Here is a 14739-nt window from a genome sequence, read left to right as displayed (position 1 = left end):
GAATGGAAGTCTGGCCCGGAGATGCATACCCGCTGGGAGCCACGTACGACGGCAACGGCACGAATTTCGCCCTCTACAGCGAGGTGGCGGATTCGGTCACGCTCTGCCTGTTCGACGACGACGGCACGGAGTCGTGCGTTCCGCTCACGGAAGTAGACGGCTATGTCTGGCACTGCTACCTCCCGCACGTGGTGCCCGGGCAGAAGTACGGCTACCGGGTGGACGGACCCAACGACCCCGAACAGGGCAACCGCTGCAACCCGAGCAAGCTGCTCCTGGATCCATATGCCAAGGCGGTCTCCGGCCAGATCGACTGGAACCAGTCCCTGTTCGGCTACAACTTCGGTGACGAAGACTCCCGCAATGACGAGGACTCCGCACCCCACATGATGAAGGCCGTGGTCATTAATCCCTTCTTCGACTGGGATGGTGACCGCCGGCCCCGCACCGACTACCACCAGTCGGTCATCTACGAAGCGCACGTCAGGGGCCTGACCGAACAGCACCCCGAGGTTCCCGAGGAACAGCGCGGCACCTACGCCGGCATCGCCCACCCGGCCGTGATCGCCCACCTGCAGAAGCTGGGCGTGACGGCCTTGGAGCTGATGCCGGTGCACCAGTTCGTCGACGATTCAACGCTGCAGGAAAAGGGCCTCTCCAACTACTGGGGCTACAACACCATCGGTTTCTTCGCCCCGCAGAACACCTACGGGTCAACCGGGGACGACGGTCAGCAGGTCCAGGAGTTCAAGGCCATGGTCAAGGCCCTGCACACGGCCGGCATCGAAGTGATCCTGGACGTGGTCTACAACCACACCGCCGAAGGCAACCACCTGGGCCCCACGCTCTCCTTCCGCGGAATCGACAACGCTGCCTATTACCGGCTGGTGGAGGACGACAAGCGCTATTACATGGACTACACGGGCACCGGCAACTCGCTGAACGTCGGCAACCCGCACTCCCTGCAGCTGATCATGGATTCGCTGCGTTACTGGGTGACGGAAATGCACGTTGACGGTTTCCGCTTCGACCTCGCTTCCACCCTGGCCCGCGAGTTCTACGATGTGGACAAGCTGTCCGCGTTCTTCGAGCTGGTGCAGCAGGACCCGGTAGTCTCCCAGGTCAAACTGATCGCCGAACCGTGGGACATCGGACCCGGCGGCTACCAGGTGGGCAACTTCCCGCCGCAGTGGACGGAATGGAACGGCAAGTACCGTGACACGGTCCGGGATTTCTGGCGCGGAGAGCCCTCGACGCTGGGAGAATTCGCCTCCCGCATCACGGGTTCCGCAGACCTCTATGAGTCCTCGGGACGCCGTCCGGTTGCCTCCATCAACTTCGTCACCGCGCACGACGGGTTTACCCTGCGCGACCTGGTCTCGTACAACGAGAAGCACAACGAGGCCAACGGCGAAGACAACAACGACGGCGAGTCCCACAACCGTTCGTGGAACTGCGGCGCCGAGGGCCCCACGGATGACCCTGACGTCCTGTCCCTGCGTGCCCGCCAGCAGCGCAACTTCCTGGCCACGCTCCTGCTGTCCCAGGGCGTTCCGATGATTTCCCACGGCGACGAGCTCGGCAGGACCCAGAACGGCAACAACAACGGCTACGCGCAGGACTCCGAACTGACCTGGATCAACTGGGAGAACATGGACGCTCCGCTGATGGAGTTCACCGCCGCGGTGAACAAGCTGCGCGCCGAGCACCCCACGTTCCGCCGGCGCAAATTCTTCGACGGCCGCCCGGTGGAGCGCGGGGAAGAAGACGTCCTGCCGGACATCGTCTGGCTCAATGACGACGGCACGCCCATGAAGCCCGAAGACTGGGACAGCCAGCTGGGGCGGTCCCTGGGAGTGTTCCTGAACGGACAGGGTATCCGCGGAAACGACCGCCGCGGCCAGCCGATCACTGACGCGAGCTTCCTGCTCTACTTCAACGCTGACGACGCCACCGTTACGGTCACGTTGCCGCCGCAGGAGTACGGGGACCTCTGGGACCAGGTCATCGACACCGCGGGGGAGGGAGCTGACTCGGATCCTGTGAGCAGCGACGGCAAGCTGAAGGTCGCTGCGAAGTCCATGGTCGTGCTGCGCGCCCACCCGCAGGAAGAAGAAGTCCACGACCATTCAGTCGCAGCTTCGCTGGCAGTGCTGGCCGGCGCCAAGACGCGGGAGAGCACCGTATGAGGGCGCCCCGCTCTACGTACCGGCTGCAGCTCCATGAGGACTTCACCCTCTTTGACGCTGCGGCACTGGTCCCGTACCTGCGGGACCTCGGAGTGGATTGGGTCTACCTCTCGCCCTTGCTGAAGGCGGAAGAGGGTTCAACACACGGGTATGACGTCACCGATCCCTCCTGCATCGACCCGGCCAGGGGAGGACCTGAGGGATTCCAGGCCCTGGCCGATGCTGCCCACGGCGCAGGCATGGGTGTGCTGGTGGACATCGTGCCGAACCACATGGGCGTGGCCACCCCGCGGGCGAACCAGTGGTGGTGGTCCGTGCTGCGTGACGGTCCGGAGTCCCGGTACGCCGAGGCCTTCGACATTGACTGGGCCGCCGGGAACGGAAAACTCCGGCTGCCGGTGCTCGGGGACAACGGTGATGCCCTGGACGAGCTGCGGATTGAGGACGGTGAGCTGCGCTACCACGAGCAGGCTTTTCCCCTGGCAGAGGGAACGTTTACACCGGGTGACTCCGCACGGCAGGTGCACTCCCGCCAGCACTACGAGCTGGTGAATTGGCGCCGGGCGGACAACGAGCTGAATTACCGGCGGTTCTTCGGCGTCAATACCCTGGCCGGGGTCAGGGTGGAGGTTCCGTGGGTGTTCGAGGAATCGCACGCCGAGATCCGCCGCTGGTTCCAGGAAGGCCTGGCCGACGGCCTGCGCATCGACCATCCTGACGGGCTGGCCGACCCGGCCGGTTACCTGGAACAGCTCCGGGAACTCACCGGCGGAGCCTACGTGCTGGTGGAGAAGATCCTGGAACCGGGAGAAAAGCTGCCCGCCTCCTGGTCCGCGGCAGGAACCACCGGGTATGACGCGCTCGCCGAGGTGGACCGGCTGTTCGTCGATCCGGAGGCCGCTGCTGCGCTGACAGATGCTTCCGACGCCGAGCCCTACCGGCACATGATCCATGACACCAAGCGTGCAGTGGCGGACGGGCTCCTGCATTCGGAAGTGCAGCGGCTGGTCCGGCTGCTCCCGCCCGGCTCCGGACTGGAAGCGGAAACCGCAGCGGACGCACTCGCGGAGCTGCTGGCCTGCTTCCCGGTCTACCGCAGCTACCTTCCCGAAGGCGCGGGCTATCTGGACGAGGCGGCGCTGAATGCACGGGTGCGCCGCCCTGACCTGGAACCCGCCATCGAGGTCTTGCTGCCGCTGCTGCAGGGCCAGGGCGGTGACGGCGAGGACGGACTCGGTGAGCTGGCCGTGCGGTTCCAGCAGACCTCCGGAATGGTGATGGCCAAGGGCGTCGAGGACACCGCGTTCTACCGCTACACCCGTTTGACGTCACTCAACGAAGTGGGAGCGGACCCCTCACTGTTCGCCATGGAACCGCACGACCTGCATCTGGGGATGATGCTGCGCCAGCAGGAGGCCCCGGATGCCATGACGACGCTGAGCACCCATGATACGAAGCGCAGCGAGGACACCCGGGCCCGGATCAGCGTCCTGACTGAGATGCCGCAGGAGTGGACCGAAGCCGCCGCCGAACTGGCCGGGCTGCTGCCGCTTGAGGACCGCCCGCTTGCCGAACTGGTGTGGCAGGCGCTCGTGGGAACCTGGCCGCTGGAGCGGAGCCGGGCACATGCCTACGCTGAAAAGGCAGCGCGCGAAGCGGGAGACAGCACTATGTGGACGGCGCCCGATGAGGCTTTCGAGAAGCAGCTTCATGCCCTGGTTGACGGTGCGTACGACCACCCGAAGGCCAACGCTGTCCTGGAAGCGGTCGTTGACCGGATCCGCGGTGCCGGTTACTCCAATGCGCTGGGTGCGAAGCTGGTCCAGCTCACGATGCCGGGTGTCCCTGACGTGTATCAGGGGACCGAGCTGTGGGACCACTCCCTCGTGGATCCGGACAACCGGCGGCCCGTTGACTTCGAGGCGCGCAGGACCCTCCTGTCCGCTGTTTCGGACCTGTCGGGGGAAGACGGGCTTCCCGAAATAGACGAATCCGGGGCAGCCAAGCTCCTGGTGACCAGGGAGGCCCTGAGACTGCGCCGGGACAAACCCGCGCTTTTCACCGGGTATTCGGCTCTGGTAGCCACCGGCGCGGCTGCCGGTCACTTCTTTGGATTCGACCGCGGGGGTGTACTCACCGCGGTGACCAGGCTTCCCCTCGGACTCGAACGCGCCGGGGGCTGGCAGGACACCACGGTCCAGCTTCCGTCCGGAACCTACCGGGATGCACTGAGCGGCGCTGCCTTCACAGGGGCGGCCGTTAAAGCCGCAGAACTATTCGCGCAGTACCCCGTAGCGCTGCTGGTCCGTGAGGAGGACGCATGAGCACTGCATTTGACGTATGGGCACCGAAGGCCAACAACATGCGATTGCTGGCAAATGGCTTTGAGCAGCAGATGGTACGGGGTGAACAAGGATGGTGGCATGCCCCTGAGCCCGTGCCGGGCGAAGCAGAATACGGGTACCTGATCGACGACGCCGCCCACGCCGTGCCGGATCCGCGTTCCCGCCGCCAGCCCGCGGGGGTTCACGGACTTTCCCGCACCTTCAACCCGGATGCGTTTTCCTGGACAGACCAGGATTGGGCATCCCCGGGCCTGACCGGCGGAGCCATCTATGAGCTCCACATTGGCACCTTTACCCCGGAAGGCACGCTGGATGCAGCGGCGCAGCGGCTTGACTACCTGGCCGAGCTCGGAGTGCAGTATGTGGAGCTGATGCCGGTCAACGCTTTCAACGGGCACCACAACTGGGGCTATGACGGAGTGCTCTGGTACGCCGTGCAGGAGACCTACGGCGGACCGGAGGCCTACCAGCGGTTTGTTGACCAGGCCCATGCCCACGGCCTAGGTGTGATCCAGGATGTTGTGTACAACCACCTCGGCCCCAGCGGCAACTATCTGAACCTCTTTGGCCCTTACCTGAATGAGGCTGCCGCCACGGGATGGGGCGACGCCGTCAACCTGGACGGGCCGCAGTCGGACCACGTGCGCCAGTACATCCTGGACAACCTCGAGATGTGGTTCCGTGACTACCATGTTGACGGGCTGCGGCTGGATGCAGTGCATGCGCTCCGGGACGAACGCGCCCTCCACATCCTGGAAGAGATGGCTGCACTGACCGACGACCTCTCCGCGGAGCTTGGCGGCTCACTGTTCCTGATTGCCGAATCGGACATAAACAACCCCCGGGTCATCACGCCGCGCAGCTTGAACGGGTACGGGCTGGCAGCACAGTGGTCCGATGATTTCCACCATGCCGCGCACACCAACCTGACCGGGGAGACAGACGGTTACTACGCAGATTTCGATTCCCTTGCCGCGCTGGCGAAGGTATTGCAGCACGGCTTTTTCCACGACGGGTCCTACTCTTCCTTCCGGGGACGCAGCCATGGGCGTCCGCTGGATAAGTCGGTGCACAACGCCCGCCAGCTGGTGGTGGCAACACAGAACCACGACCAGATCGGCAACCGGGCTGCGGGGGACCGGCTGACGGCAGGACTGGGCTATGAGCAGCTGGCGCTCGCCGCCGTGCTGAACCTCGCGTCCTCCTGCACCCCCATGATTTTCATGGGCGAGGAATTCGGTGCCTCGACACCCTGGCAGTTCTTCACGTCGCATCCCGAGGAAGACCTGGGCAAGGCAACGGCAGAAGGCCGGATGCTGGAGTTCGCCCGCATGGGATGGGACCCTGCGCTGGTGCCTGACCCCCAGGACCCGCAGACCTTCGAGAACTCCAAGCTGGACTGGTCGGAAATCGCCGTGGGCCGCCACCCGTTCCTGCTGCAGCTCTATCGTCAGCTGCTGCATCTTCGGCGAACCATGCCCGAGCTGAGCGAACCGGATTTCCGCAAGATCGAGGTGGATTTCGATGAAGTCTCCCGCTGGCTCAGTATCCGGCGCGGGAAGGTCTTGGTGGCGTTGAACTTCGCCGACTCGCCGAGGGAACTGCCGCTTCCCCTGGAAGGTCCCGTAACGGTCGTGCTGGAGACGGCACCGTCGCTCACGGCCGACGGAGCGATCGAGCTCCCCGGATACGGGGCAGCCATCGTGTCGGGCGTCTAAACCCGGGACACCCGACAGTGTTTTCGACCAGCCCCAGCACCGGTGGCAGGATGGACCCATGACTTACACCCCCGCGGATGACCGCTACGATTCCATGCCCTACCGGCGAGTTGGCCGCAGCGGACTGCAGCTGCCCGCTGTATCGCTGGGCCTGTGGCACAACTTCGGCGACGACAGGGACTTTGAGACGCAGCGGGCCATCCTCCGCCGCGCCTTCGACCTGGGCGTTACCCATTTCGACCTCGCCAACAACTACGGACCGCCGTACGGATCGGCGGAAACCAACTTCGGCCGCCACCTTCGGGACGATTTCCGGCCATTCCGCGACGAACTGGTGATCTCCAGCAAAGCGGGCTACGACATGTGGCCCGGTCCGTACGGAAACTGGGGCTCCCGAAAGTATCTGCTCTCGAGCCTGGACCAGTCGCTCAACCGGATGGGCCTGGACTATGTGGACATTTTCTACAGCCACCGTCCGGATCCCCACACGCCGCTGGAAGAGACGATGGGCGCCTTGGACACAGCGGTCCGGTCCGGGCGGGCACTGTATGCCGGCATTTCCTCCTACTCGCCGGAGAAGACCCTGGAAGCTGCACGCATCCTGCAGGAAATGGGTACCCCGCTGCTGATCCACCAGCCCTCCTATTCCATGCTCAACCGCTGGGTGGAGCAGGGCGATCCCAACTTGTTCCAGGCACTGGAGGAAGCCGGCGCAGGCTCAATCGCGTTCTCGCCGCTCGCACAGGGACTGCTCACGAACAAGTACCTGAATGGCGTTCCCGAGCAGTCGCGGGCCGCAGCCGGCAAATCCCTGGACCCCTCCCAGCTGTCGGAAGAAAACCTGGAACGGATCCGCGGGCTGAACGGCATTGCCGAATCCCGGAACCAGACGCTGGCGCAGATGGCTATCGCCTGGGTACTGCGCCCGCAGAAGAACGGGACTGCCGTCACCTCTGCGCTGGTGGGAGCCTCCAGCGTGCGGCAGCTTGAAGACAGCCTCGCCGCGGTGAAGAACCTGTCCTTCACGGACGCGGAACTGGCGGAGATCGACACGTACGCGCAGGACGCCGGCATCAATCTCTGGGCCGCAGCACTGGACGCCTGAGAAACCATGGCAGAGGCTGTACCGGCAGGACCGCAACCGCCGCGGAGCGGCACCGGAACATTTTCGCTGGCAGGGCGCGTGTCCGTCCGCGAAGCGGTGGACAGTGACTGGCCCGGCATCTGGGCACTGATGGAACCGATTGTGCGTGCCGGTGAGACGTATTGCTGGGACAGGCAGATGGACAGCGGAGGCGCGCGGGAACTGTGGTTCGAGCCTGCCCCGACCTGCGTCTACGTGGCAGTCGACGGGGACCCGGACGGGGAAGGGGACCGGATCCTGGGGACCGCCCAGCTGCATCCGAACCGCGGCGGCGGAGGAAGCCACGTTGCCAACGCTTCATTCATGACGGCGCAGGCAGCATCCGGGCGCGGCATCGCCCGGGCGCTGGCTGCGCATGTCCTGGCCGAGGCTGCGGCGCAGGGGTACCTGGCGATGCAGTTCAATGCCGTGGTGGAAACCAACGTCCGGGCCGTGGCCCTCTGGCAGTCCCTCGGCTTCCGGATCCTGGCCACCGTCCCGCGCGCGTTCGAGCACCCGGTGCAGGGCCTGACGGGCCTGCACATTATGCATAAGGACCTCGCAGAAGGCACCCAGTGATCCGCAGCAGTGCCGTCAATGAAACAATGGATCCGTGAATTACCTCGAAGCAGTACCTCCGGCGGAGCGCAGCGCCGTCGTTGATCTTGCCGCAATCAGGCATAACGTCCGCCACCTCGCCGAAATCGCCAGGCCCGCCCGCCTCATGGCCGTCGTGAAAGCGGATGCCTACGGGCACGGCGCCCTGGAGGTCGCCCGTGCCGCTTTGGAAGCAGGAGCCGGATGGCTCGGCGTCGCACATATTTCCGAAGCACTGGCGCTGCGGACCGGCGGCATTTCCGCACCCCTGCTGGCGTGGCTGCACACTGCGGACAGCGACTTCGCTGCTGCGGTTGCCGCGAATATCGACATCGGAGTTTCCGGCTGGGAACTCGAAGCCGTGGTGGCGGCGGCGCGTGAACTGGAGGTCCCGGCGCGGGTCCACCTGAAGATCGATACCGGACTTGGGCGGAACGGCTGTCCCGAGGACCTCTGGGAAACGTTTGTGGGCCGGGCGCTGGCCTACCAGGAAGACGGCCTGCTTCGGGTCGTTGGCATCTTCTCCCATCTGGCAGTGGCGGACGAACCGCACCGCGCGGAAACGGATGTCCAGCTGCAGAAGTTCCGTGACGCCGTAGCCGTAGCCGAAGACGCGGGAGTGGACCACGAAGTCCGGCACATCGCCAACACTCCCGCTGTGCTGTCCCGCCCGGACTCCCATTTCGACCTGGTCCGTGTGGGCCTGGGAATGTACGGGCTGTCTCCGTTTGCCGGCCAGAGCGCCGCTGAACTGGGGCTGCGGCCTGCAATGACCCTCAAAACCACCATTGCCAACTGCAAGGCCGTGCCTGCCGGTCAGGGCGTCTCCTACGGGCTGCATTACCAGACGCCGGAGCCTACCACCCTGGCCCTGGTACCCCTGGGCTATGCCGACGGCATTCCACGGGTCGCCACCGGCGGTCCGGTCATGGTGGACGGAGAAGTGTTCCCCGTTGTCGGGCGCATCGCCATGGACCAGATGGTGATCGACTTGGGCCGGACCGGCATTGCCGGTACCCCGGCGTCGTTCATTGGCAAGGAAGCAATCCTGTTTGGCGGCGAAGGGGCGCCCCAAGTCGAGGAATGGGCACAGGCCGCGGGTTCGATCAACTATGAGATCATCACCCGGATCAGCGGCAGGGTCACCCGCAGCTACGTCGACACCCATACCGGCGGCGCAGATGCCGAGGACACCGATAAAAGCGGCGCAGACGCCGGCATCGCGGCCGGCTCCGCCGCGGTACTGCCATGAATGACGCCGGCGCCGAGCTGCGCTGGGAGCGTGAGTTTCGCACCTCGAGTGCTGCCCAGACCCAGGAACTCGCACGGACCCTCGGTGCGTCCCTGCGGGCGGGGGACCTGCTGCTGCTGACCGGTGAGCTTGGGGCGGGAAAGACCACCTTTACCCAGGGCCTGGGCGAGGGCCTTGGTGTCCGTCCCGGGATCATCTCGCCGACCTTCGTCCTGGTGCGTATCCATCCGTCTCTGGGATCCGGACCCGATCTGGTCCATGTCGATGCCTACCGCCTGGGCTCGCCGGCGGAGATTGATGACATTGACCTGGAGAACACCATGGACACCGCCGTGACTGTGGTCGAGTGGGGACACGGGCTGGTGGAGCATCTCTCCGAAAGCCGCCTGGAAATCACCCTGCTGCGTGCAACCGGAGGAGGGGCGGGTGCCACGGGCGAACTGGTCACCGATTTCTCAGCGGAGGACGACGACGAGGAGCGGACCATCCGGATCGCCGGGTATGGTCCGCGCTGGGCAGCTGTCCCGGTAACGGTTCCCTGACCCGGCTCCGGCGATGGGCAGTTCTCCCCATCGCCGGTGCACCCGGCTGACGACTTTGCCCGTCCGGCACCGGAACTGCGGCTCAACTCTGATGCTGCTACTCCTCCCGCCTGGGCCCGCTGGGCCGGTCGCGGCCTTTTCGTTCTGGATGCAGGAGTTACTGCCTGGGACCACGGCAGCGAGCAGTACAACGCGGACAGGGTTGAACACCCGGACTGGCCTCCCCGGGCAGCGGGCCTTGTCCGTCACGGAGAATGCGGCGATTGTAGGAGGCGCTTCCCTGACAGCCGGCGCCGGAGGCGCCTGGGCGGAGCGAAAGCCGGGGCCGTCGTCGGCGGTGTTGCTGGCAGCTGGTTCCCGGTGGTGGGAACACCTGCCGGTGCGGTCGCAGGCGGTATCGTGGGTGGCATTGCCGGCGGCATCATAGGCAGCGGTGTTGGAGAAAAGATCCGAAAGAAGGCCAAGGATCTATGGGATTCATTCTCGGGCTGATCCTGAGCCTCGTGATACTCGCCATGGGATGGTGCGCCTATACCGGCCGCTGGCGCACGTGGCTGGGTCATCCTGGCCTGCTGCCGAGGGTGAAGGGCTATCCAGCCCTGGGCATGCTTTACGGGGGTGCCGGTCTGCTGACCGGCACGCTGCTGTGGGACGTTGACGGCGATTCCATTCCCCGGCCGCTCCTTGCGGTGCTGCTGGTAGTCATACTCGGCGGAATCTGGACGTTCCTCATGAGCCTGGTGTGGCTGCCTCGCTTCATGATTCCCCGGTGGGTCAAAATGGCTGAGAACGTCAAGGAACACGCAGGGTGAGAGCGGGAGTCATCACCACAGGTTCAGTTCGCATGCAGGTCCAGCCAGGCTGGGAAGCCAGCCAACAGGGCACGGAGGCCCTGGTCCTGGCACCATCGACCGATGGGTTCCGGGCGAATCTGACCCTCCGAACCCTTCCCTTCGAGGGGACGGCGGGTAGGGCGGCAACCCAGGAAATTGCCGGTGTCTTTGCTGCCCTGGAGTCCCCTCAGGTGCTCAGCTGGAACCTGTGGCCGTACGATCCAGGCGCAGAGGGCGCTTGGCGGAGCGCAGGAAGGCCTGCTCGAGCTCGAAGCAGCAGGGCTGGCAACAGGTAAGGGCCGGTTGACCGCAGAGGGCCGGCTCGTCGCTTCACCGCTCGACGGTACCTCCGGCAGCGTACAGTTCACGGCCGGCTTCGGCGGCGTGAAGAGTGCTTTCTACGGTGCGCTGGGACGCGAGGGTGTTTTGGTGCTCGCCGGTCCATCATGTGCCAGGCTGCGCAGCGGCGCTCACGCTTACGCTGACGCGCGGCAGGTGGATTTCCTGTCCCTCGACCAGTTCTTCCCCGCTCTTGCGGTGTGGCTTGGACTTGGGCCTTCGTGGCTTCTGGACGCTGAAGTGAAAGTGTCTCCCGGGGCAATCCAGGCACGGATGGCAGGTGCTTCCGGAACAGACGTTGCTCCTCCGGAAGGCGCGGGCGCGGTAGTGCGGAACATGTGGAAGCAGGAGTGGTTTATCTGGCAGCAGGTGGGGGGAACCGCCGCCCTTCAGACGGGAATCCACGCTGGGACTGCGGGGACCTGGCAGCTGCTGAACAGCGGATCGGGGCTGCTGCTCCGTCCATGGCCAGCGGCGCAGGCCTACCGGGCTCTGCTTCAGGCGGTCAGTGCCGAGCTGGCCTGACGACTATCCCCAGGCGGCCTTCCCGGAGCAGGAGCACCGGCCGACGGCGTAAACTGAACACCGTGCTTATCCTCGCCATCGATACTTCCGCCATTGCCAGTGCGGCACTTCTGACCGGTGAGGGAGAAACGCTCGCAGCCTTCGCCACGGAGGACACCCGTTCCCATGCGGAAGTTCTTGCCCCCGGCATCCAGGACCTGCTGAAGAGCGCAGACGTTACCGGCACAGACATCGATGAGCTTGTTGTCGGAGTCGGGCCTGGTCCCTTTACCGGTCTCCGCTCGGGTATCGCGACCGCACGGACCTTGGCATTCGCCTGGAACAAGCCGCTGCACGGCGTTATGAGCCTGGACGCCATCGCCATCGACGCCGCCCTGGACGCCTGGCGGGCCGGAGTAGACGAGTTCGTCGTCGCCACGGATGCCCGGCGCAAAGAGGTCTACTGGGCGCATTACCGCAGCACCGGTGGAACTGCGGAACTGATTGATGGTCCGCATGTCACGTCACCATCCGAAGTTCCCGCGCTGCCGGCCTACGGTGCCGGGGCCGGTCTCTATCCGGATGCGCTGCACGCGGTGCAGGACTTTGCCGACGCCCAGCCAACAGCTGCAGCGCTGGGCCGCACCGCCGTCGTCCGTCTTGTCCGTGGTTTGGACCTGCTCCCGGATCTGCCCCTGTACCTCCGGGAATCCGACGCCAAGGTTCCCGGCCCGCGGAAGCGCGCATTGTGAGCGCCCCGTCCGGAAGGCCGGTCAGCATCCGGCCCATGACCGAGGCCGATATTCCTGCCGTGGACACACTGGAAAAAGCCATGTTCCCTGTCGACGCGTGGCCTACGCAGATGTTCTACGACGAACTCGCGCAGAGTGACACCCGGTCCTATTACGTAGCGCAGGCCCCGGACGGCACGGTCATCGGCTATGCCGGACTGATGTGTGTGCTGCCCATTGCGGATGTGCAGACCATCGCCGTCAACTCCGGCCATGAGGGTGCGGGTACCGGTTCCCGGCTGCTGGCCACACTGCTGGACGAGGCGAAGAGCCGGGGTGCCGATGACGTGCTGCTCGAGGTCCGTGCGGACAATCCACGCGCCCAGGACCTCTACCGGCGGTTCGGGTTCGAACAGATCCACGTCCGTCCCCGTTATTACCGCGACGGCGTCGATGCACTGATCATGCGCCTTTATCTTTCCGCCTGGCAGGGCATGCCGCCGCGCACTCCACAGACTCCGAAGGAAGCATAAATGAACCGCAGCGAACCTTTGGTGCTCGGCATCGAATCCTCCTGTGACGAGACCGGCGTCGGTATTGTCCGGGGCGATACTTTGCTGACCAACGCCGTGTCATCTTCCATGGAGGAGCATGTCCGCTTCGGCGGCGTGATTCCGGAAATTGCTTCCCGTGCGCATTTGGATGCCTTTGTTCCCACGCTGCGCCAGGCCCTTGATGAGGCTGGCGTGACCCTCGACGACGTCGATGCGATTGCTGTGACTTCCGGGCCAGGTCTGGCGGGTGCACTGATGGTTGGTGTTTGTGCTGCGAAGGCTCTTGCTGTTGCTACCGGCAAGCCGCTGTATGCGATTAACCATCTTGTTGCCCATGTGGGTGTTGGAGTGCTCGATGGCGGCAAACTTCCGGAGGATCTTGGTGCCCTGCTGGTTTCCGGCGGGCATACCGAAATCCTTCGTGTTGGTTCCCTGACAACAAATGTCCAGCTCCTGGGATCGACCATTGATGACGCTGCCGGTGAAGCGTACGACAAGGTGGCGCGGATACTGGGTCTGGGTTATCCCGGTGGTCCTGCTATCGACAAGCTTGCCCGTGAAGGCGATCCGAAGGCTATCCGTTTTCCCCGCGGCCTGACCCAGCCGAAGTACATGGGTACTGCCGAGGTTCCTGGTCCGCACCGCTATGACTGGTCTTTCTCTGGTTTGAAGACCGCTGTCGCCCGCTGTGTGGAGCAGTATGAGGCTGCCGGGCAGGAACTTCCTGTTGCGGACATTGCTGCTTCTTTCCAGGAAGCAGTTGTAGATGTGATTACTTCGAAGGCTGTTCTCGCCTGTACCGAGCAGGGGATTACGAACCTTTTGCTTGGTGGTGGTGTTGCTGCGAATTCCCGGCTTCGTGAGCTCACTGCCGAGCGTTGTGCTGCTGCCGGCATTTCGCTTCGTGTTCCTCCTATCCGCCTGTGCACGGATAACGGCGCCATGGTTGCTGCTTTGGGCGCGCAGATCGTCATGGCCGGCGGCGAGCCGTCCGGCATCGATTTCACGCCCGATCCGTCCCAGCCTGTGACCAGCATTCATCTTCCTGCTGCCTAGCTGGGCGGTGGTGCGGGGGCCTCCAACACCACCCGGGAGTTACGCACCTTTAGCTGACGACACTTCAGCATGAACGTCTTTCCTCGTTGCCCTTCGCGTGCCCTTCCCGCTGTCCTACTTGGTGCAGGCAAGACACCCGGAGTTGGAGGGCAGTGGAGAAGTGCGATGAGCCTCAGACTGCACAACTTAGTAGGGTGGTGGGTCGCTGTCCGGATCGCTGGCTGGGTTCAGGTCCTTGGACAACTGGGCCTCCTGTAGCGGGGTTTTCTGGAATGGGACCCGCTGACCGGGTGTCGTCTGTTGAGCTGAGGCGTAGTCCAGGGCTGGTTGGGTGCTGTAGGTGCGGCCGGTGGGCGAGTTCCATTGGAGGGTTCCAGGTTCTGGTTGGCGTGCGTTCCAATGGCCCAGGGTCTTGAACCGGTGGTGTTTGGGGCAGAGGTGTTCCAGGTTGGTGTGGTCTGTTGGCCCGCCCCGCGAGAAGGGCGTGGTGTGATCGATTTCGGTGTGGGGACATTTACTGAACAGCCCGGGAAACGGCAGTTTCCGTCCCGCGCCTGGAGCACGGGCCTGCTGCGTCTGCGCCCAGGAAACGAGCATACCCAGCCGCTGCAGGGCGGAAACGGATTGCTCATAGCCCAAAGTCTCCGCGGCGCGAAACGATAACCGGCCCGCGAACCCCTCCGGCAGAGCATCGGCCACCGCGTCCTCAGCTAAGGCAGGATCGGCACAAAACACGGAGGCGGCGAAACCACCCGCAAACCCGGAAGGGTCAAAGGGCGAGGCTCCTGGAGAAGCGCTGGGCGCATCGCCCGACGAAGCACCCGACAAACCGCCGGACGAACCGCTTGACGAAGCACCCGACAAACCGCCGGTTTCCACACCCGGCGCACCACCGCCATCCCGGTCAGCTGACCGGGGAAACGGAGTGTCCGAGAAGTGGTTCATACCCCCAACAC

General features: G+C 64.6%; 13 protein-coding genes. 12 read left to right on the top strand and 1 reads right to left on the bottom strand.

Going from position 1 to position 14739, the window contains the following annotated elements; genetic code table 11:
• Positions 1-2 precede the first annotated feature (2 nt).
• The 12 genes from glgX to tsaD all read left to right on the top strand — a co-directional run bounded on the left by glgX (position 3) and on the right by tsaD (position 13783).
• The gene (gene glgX / locus NF551_RS12575) at positions 3-2189 is read left to right on the top strand and encodes a glycogen debranching protein GlgX (RefSeq protein ID WP_227894325.1); all 2187 of its coding nucleotides are present in this window, start codon (positions 3-5) and stop codon (positions 2187-2189) included.
• Positions 2186-4513, top strand: coding sequence for a malto-oligosyltrehalose synthase (treY, locus tag NF551_RS12570; protein WP_227894328.1), 2328 nt, complete (start codon positions 2186-2188; stop codon positions 4511-4513). Before glgX ends, treY begins: the two co-directional genes overlap by 4 nt.
• The gene (treZ, locus tag NF551_RS12565; RefSeq protein ID WP_227894329.1) at positions 4510-6252 is read left to right on the top strand and encodes a malto-oligosyltrehalose trehalohydrolase; all 1743 of its coding nucleotides are present in this window, start codon (positions 4510-4512) and stop codon (positions 6250-6252) included. The genes treY and treZ overlap by 4 nt, the downstream gene beginning before the upstream one ends.
• A 58-nt stretch (positions 6253-6310) precedes the next feature.
• Positions 6311-7357 carry an L-glyceraldehyde 3-phosphate reductase gene (gene mgrA / locus NF551_RS12560; RefSeq protein WP_227894331.1) on the top strand — a complete coding sequence of 349 codons (1047 nt, stop codon included), beginning with the start codon at positions 6311-6313 and terminating at the stop codon, positions 7355-7357.
• A gap of 6 nt (positions 7358-7363) precedes the next feature.
• Positions 7364-7954 (top strand): GNAT family N-acetyltransferase, encoded by a 591-nt coding sequence (locus tag NF551_RS12555; RefSeq protein WP_227894333.1) that lies wholly within the window; start codon positions 7364-7366, stop codon positions 7952-7954.
• A 34-nt stretch (positions 7955-7988) separates the two neighbouring features.
• Entirely contained in the window at positions 7989-9224 is a 1236-nt protein-coding gene (gene alr, locus NF551_RS12550) for an alanine racemase (protein WP_227894335.1), read from the top strand.
• Positions 9221-9766 carry a tRNA (adenosine(37)-N6)-threonylcarbamoyltransferase complex ATPase subunit type 1 TsaE gene (tsaE, locus tag NF551_RS12545; protein WP_227894337.1) on the top strand — a complete coding sequence of 182 codons (546 nt, stop codon included), beginning with the start codon at positions 9221-9223 and terminating at the stop codon, positions 9764-9766. Before alr ends, tsaE begins: the two co-directional genes overlap by 4 nt.
• Before the next feature lie 470 nt (positions 9767-10236).
• On the top strand, positions 10237-10578 hold the full coding sequence (locus NF551_RS12540; protein ID WP_227894340.1) for a hypothetical protein: 342 nt from the start codon (positions 10237-10239) through the stop codon (positions 10576-10578).
• A 183-nt stretch (positions 10579-10761) separates the two neighbouring features.
• Complete coding sequence (locus NF551_RS12535) at positions 10762-11463, top strand: hypothetical protein (RefSeq protein ID WP_227894343.1); 702 nt, start codon at positions 10762-10764, stop codon at positions 11461-11463.
• 62 nt (positions 11464-11525) lie between these two features.
• Positions 11526-12194, top strand: a complete 669-nt coding sequence (gene tsaB, locus NF551_RS12530) for a tRNA (adenosine(37)-N6)-threonylcarbamoyltransferase complex dimerization subunit type 1 TsaB (RefSeq protein ID WP_227894345.1) — start codon at positions 11526-11528, stop codon at positions 12192-12194.
• A gap of 35 nt (positions 12195-12229) precedes the next feature.
• Positions 12230-12706 (top strand): ribosomal protein S18-alanine N-acetyltransferase, encoded by a 477-nt coding sequence (gene rimI, locus NF551_RS12525; RefSeq protein WP_227894348.1) that lies wholly within the window; start codon positions 12230-12232, stop codon positions 12704-12706.
• Positions 12707-13783 (top strand): tRNA (adenosine(37)-N6)-threonylcarbamoyltransferase complex transferase subunit TsaD, encoded by a 1077-nt coding sequence (tsaD, locus tag NF551_RS12520; RefSeq protein WP_227894349.1) that lies wholly within the window; start codon positions 12707-12709, stop codon positions 13781-13783.
• Between the two features lie 186 nt (positions 13784-13969).
• Here the strand turns inward: tsaD and NF551_RS12515 are convergent, their stop codons facing one another.
• Positions 13970-14728 carry an HNH endonuclease gene (locus tag NF551_RS12515; RefSeq protein ID WP_227894350.1) on the bottom strand — a complete coding sequence of 253 codons (759 nt, stop codon included), beginning with the start codon at positions 14726-14728 and terminating at the stop codon, positions 13970-13972.
• Positions 14729-14739 lie beyond the last annotated feature (11 nt).

Source organism: Arthrobacter caoxuetaonis, assembly GCF_023921125.1.
Lineage (GTDB): Bacteria > Actinomycetota > Actinomycetes > Actinomycetales > Micrococcaceae > Arthrobacter_B > Arthrobacter_B caoxuetaonis.
Note: the sequence above shows the minus strand (reverse complement) of the source record. Positions and strands in the feature narration are given on the sequence as shown.

Coding starts and splice junctions, on each gene's coding strand:
- glgX (WP_227894325.1), top strand. CDS start 3: ATGGAAGTCTGGCCCGGAGATGCATACCCGCTGGGAGCCACGTACGAC.
- treY (WP_227894328.1), top strand. CDS start 2,186: ATGAGGGCGCCCCGCTCTACGTACCGGCTGCAGCTCCATGAGGACTTC.
- treZ (WP_227894329.1), top strand. CDS start 4,510: ATGAGCACTGCATTTGACGTATGGGCACCGAAGGCCAACAACATGCGA.
- mgrA (WP_227894331.1), top strand. CDS start 6,311: ATGACTTACACCCCCGCGGATGACCGCTACGATTCCATGCCCTACCGG.
- NF551_RS12555 (WP_227894333.1), top strand. CDS start 7,364: ATGGCAGAGGCTGTACCGGCAGGACCGCAACCGCCGCGGAGCGGCACC.
- tsaE (WP_227894337.1), top strand. CDS start 9,221: ATGAATGACGCCGGCGCCGAGCTGCGCTGGGAGCGTGAGTTTCGCACC.
- NF551_RS12540 (WP_227894340.1), top strand. CDS start 10,237: ATGGGATTCATTCTCGGGCTGATCCTGAGCCTCGTGATACTCGCCATG.
- rimI (WP_227894348.1), top strand. CDS start 12,230: ATGACCGAGGCCGATATTCCTGCCGTGGACACACTGGAAAAAGCCATG.
- tsaD (WP_227894349.1), top strand. CDS start 12,707: ATGAACCGCAGCGAACCTTTGGTGCTCGGCATCGAATCCTCCTGTGAC.
- NF551_RS12515 (WP_227894350.1), bottom strand. CDS start 14,728: ATGAACCACTTCTCGGACACTCCGTTTCCCCGGTCAGCTGACCGGGAT.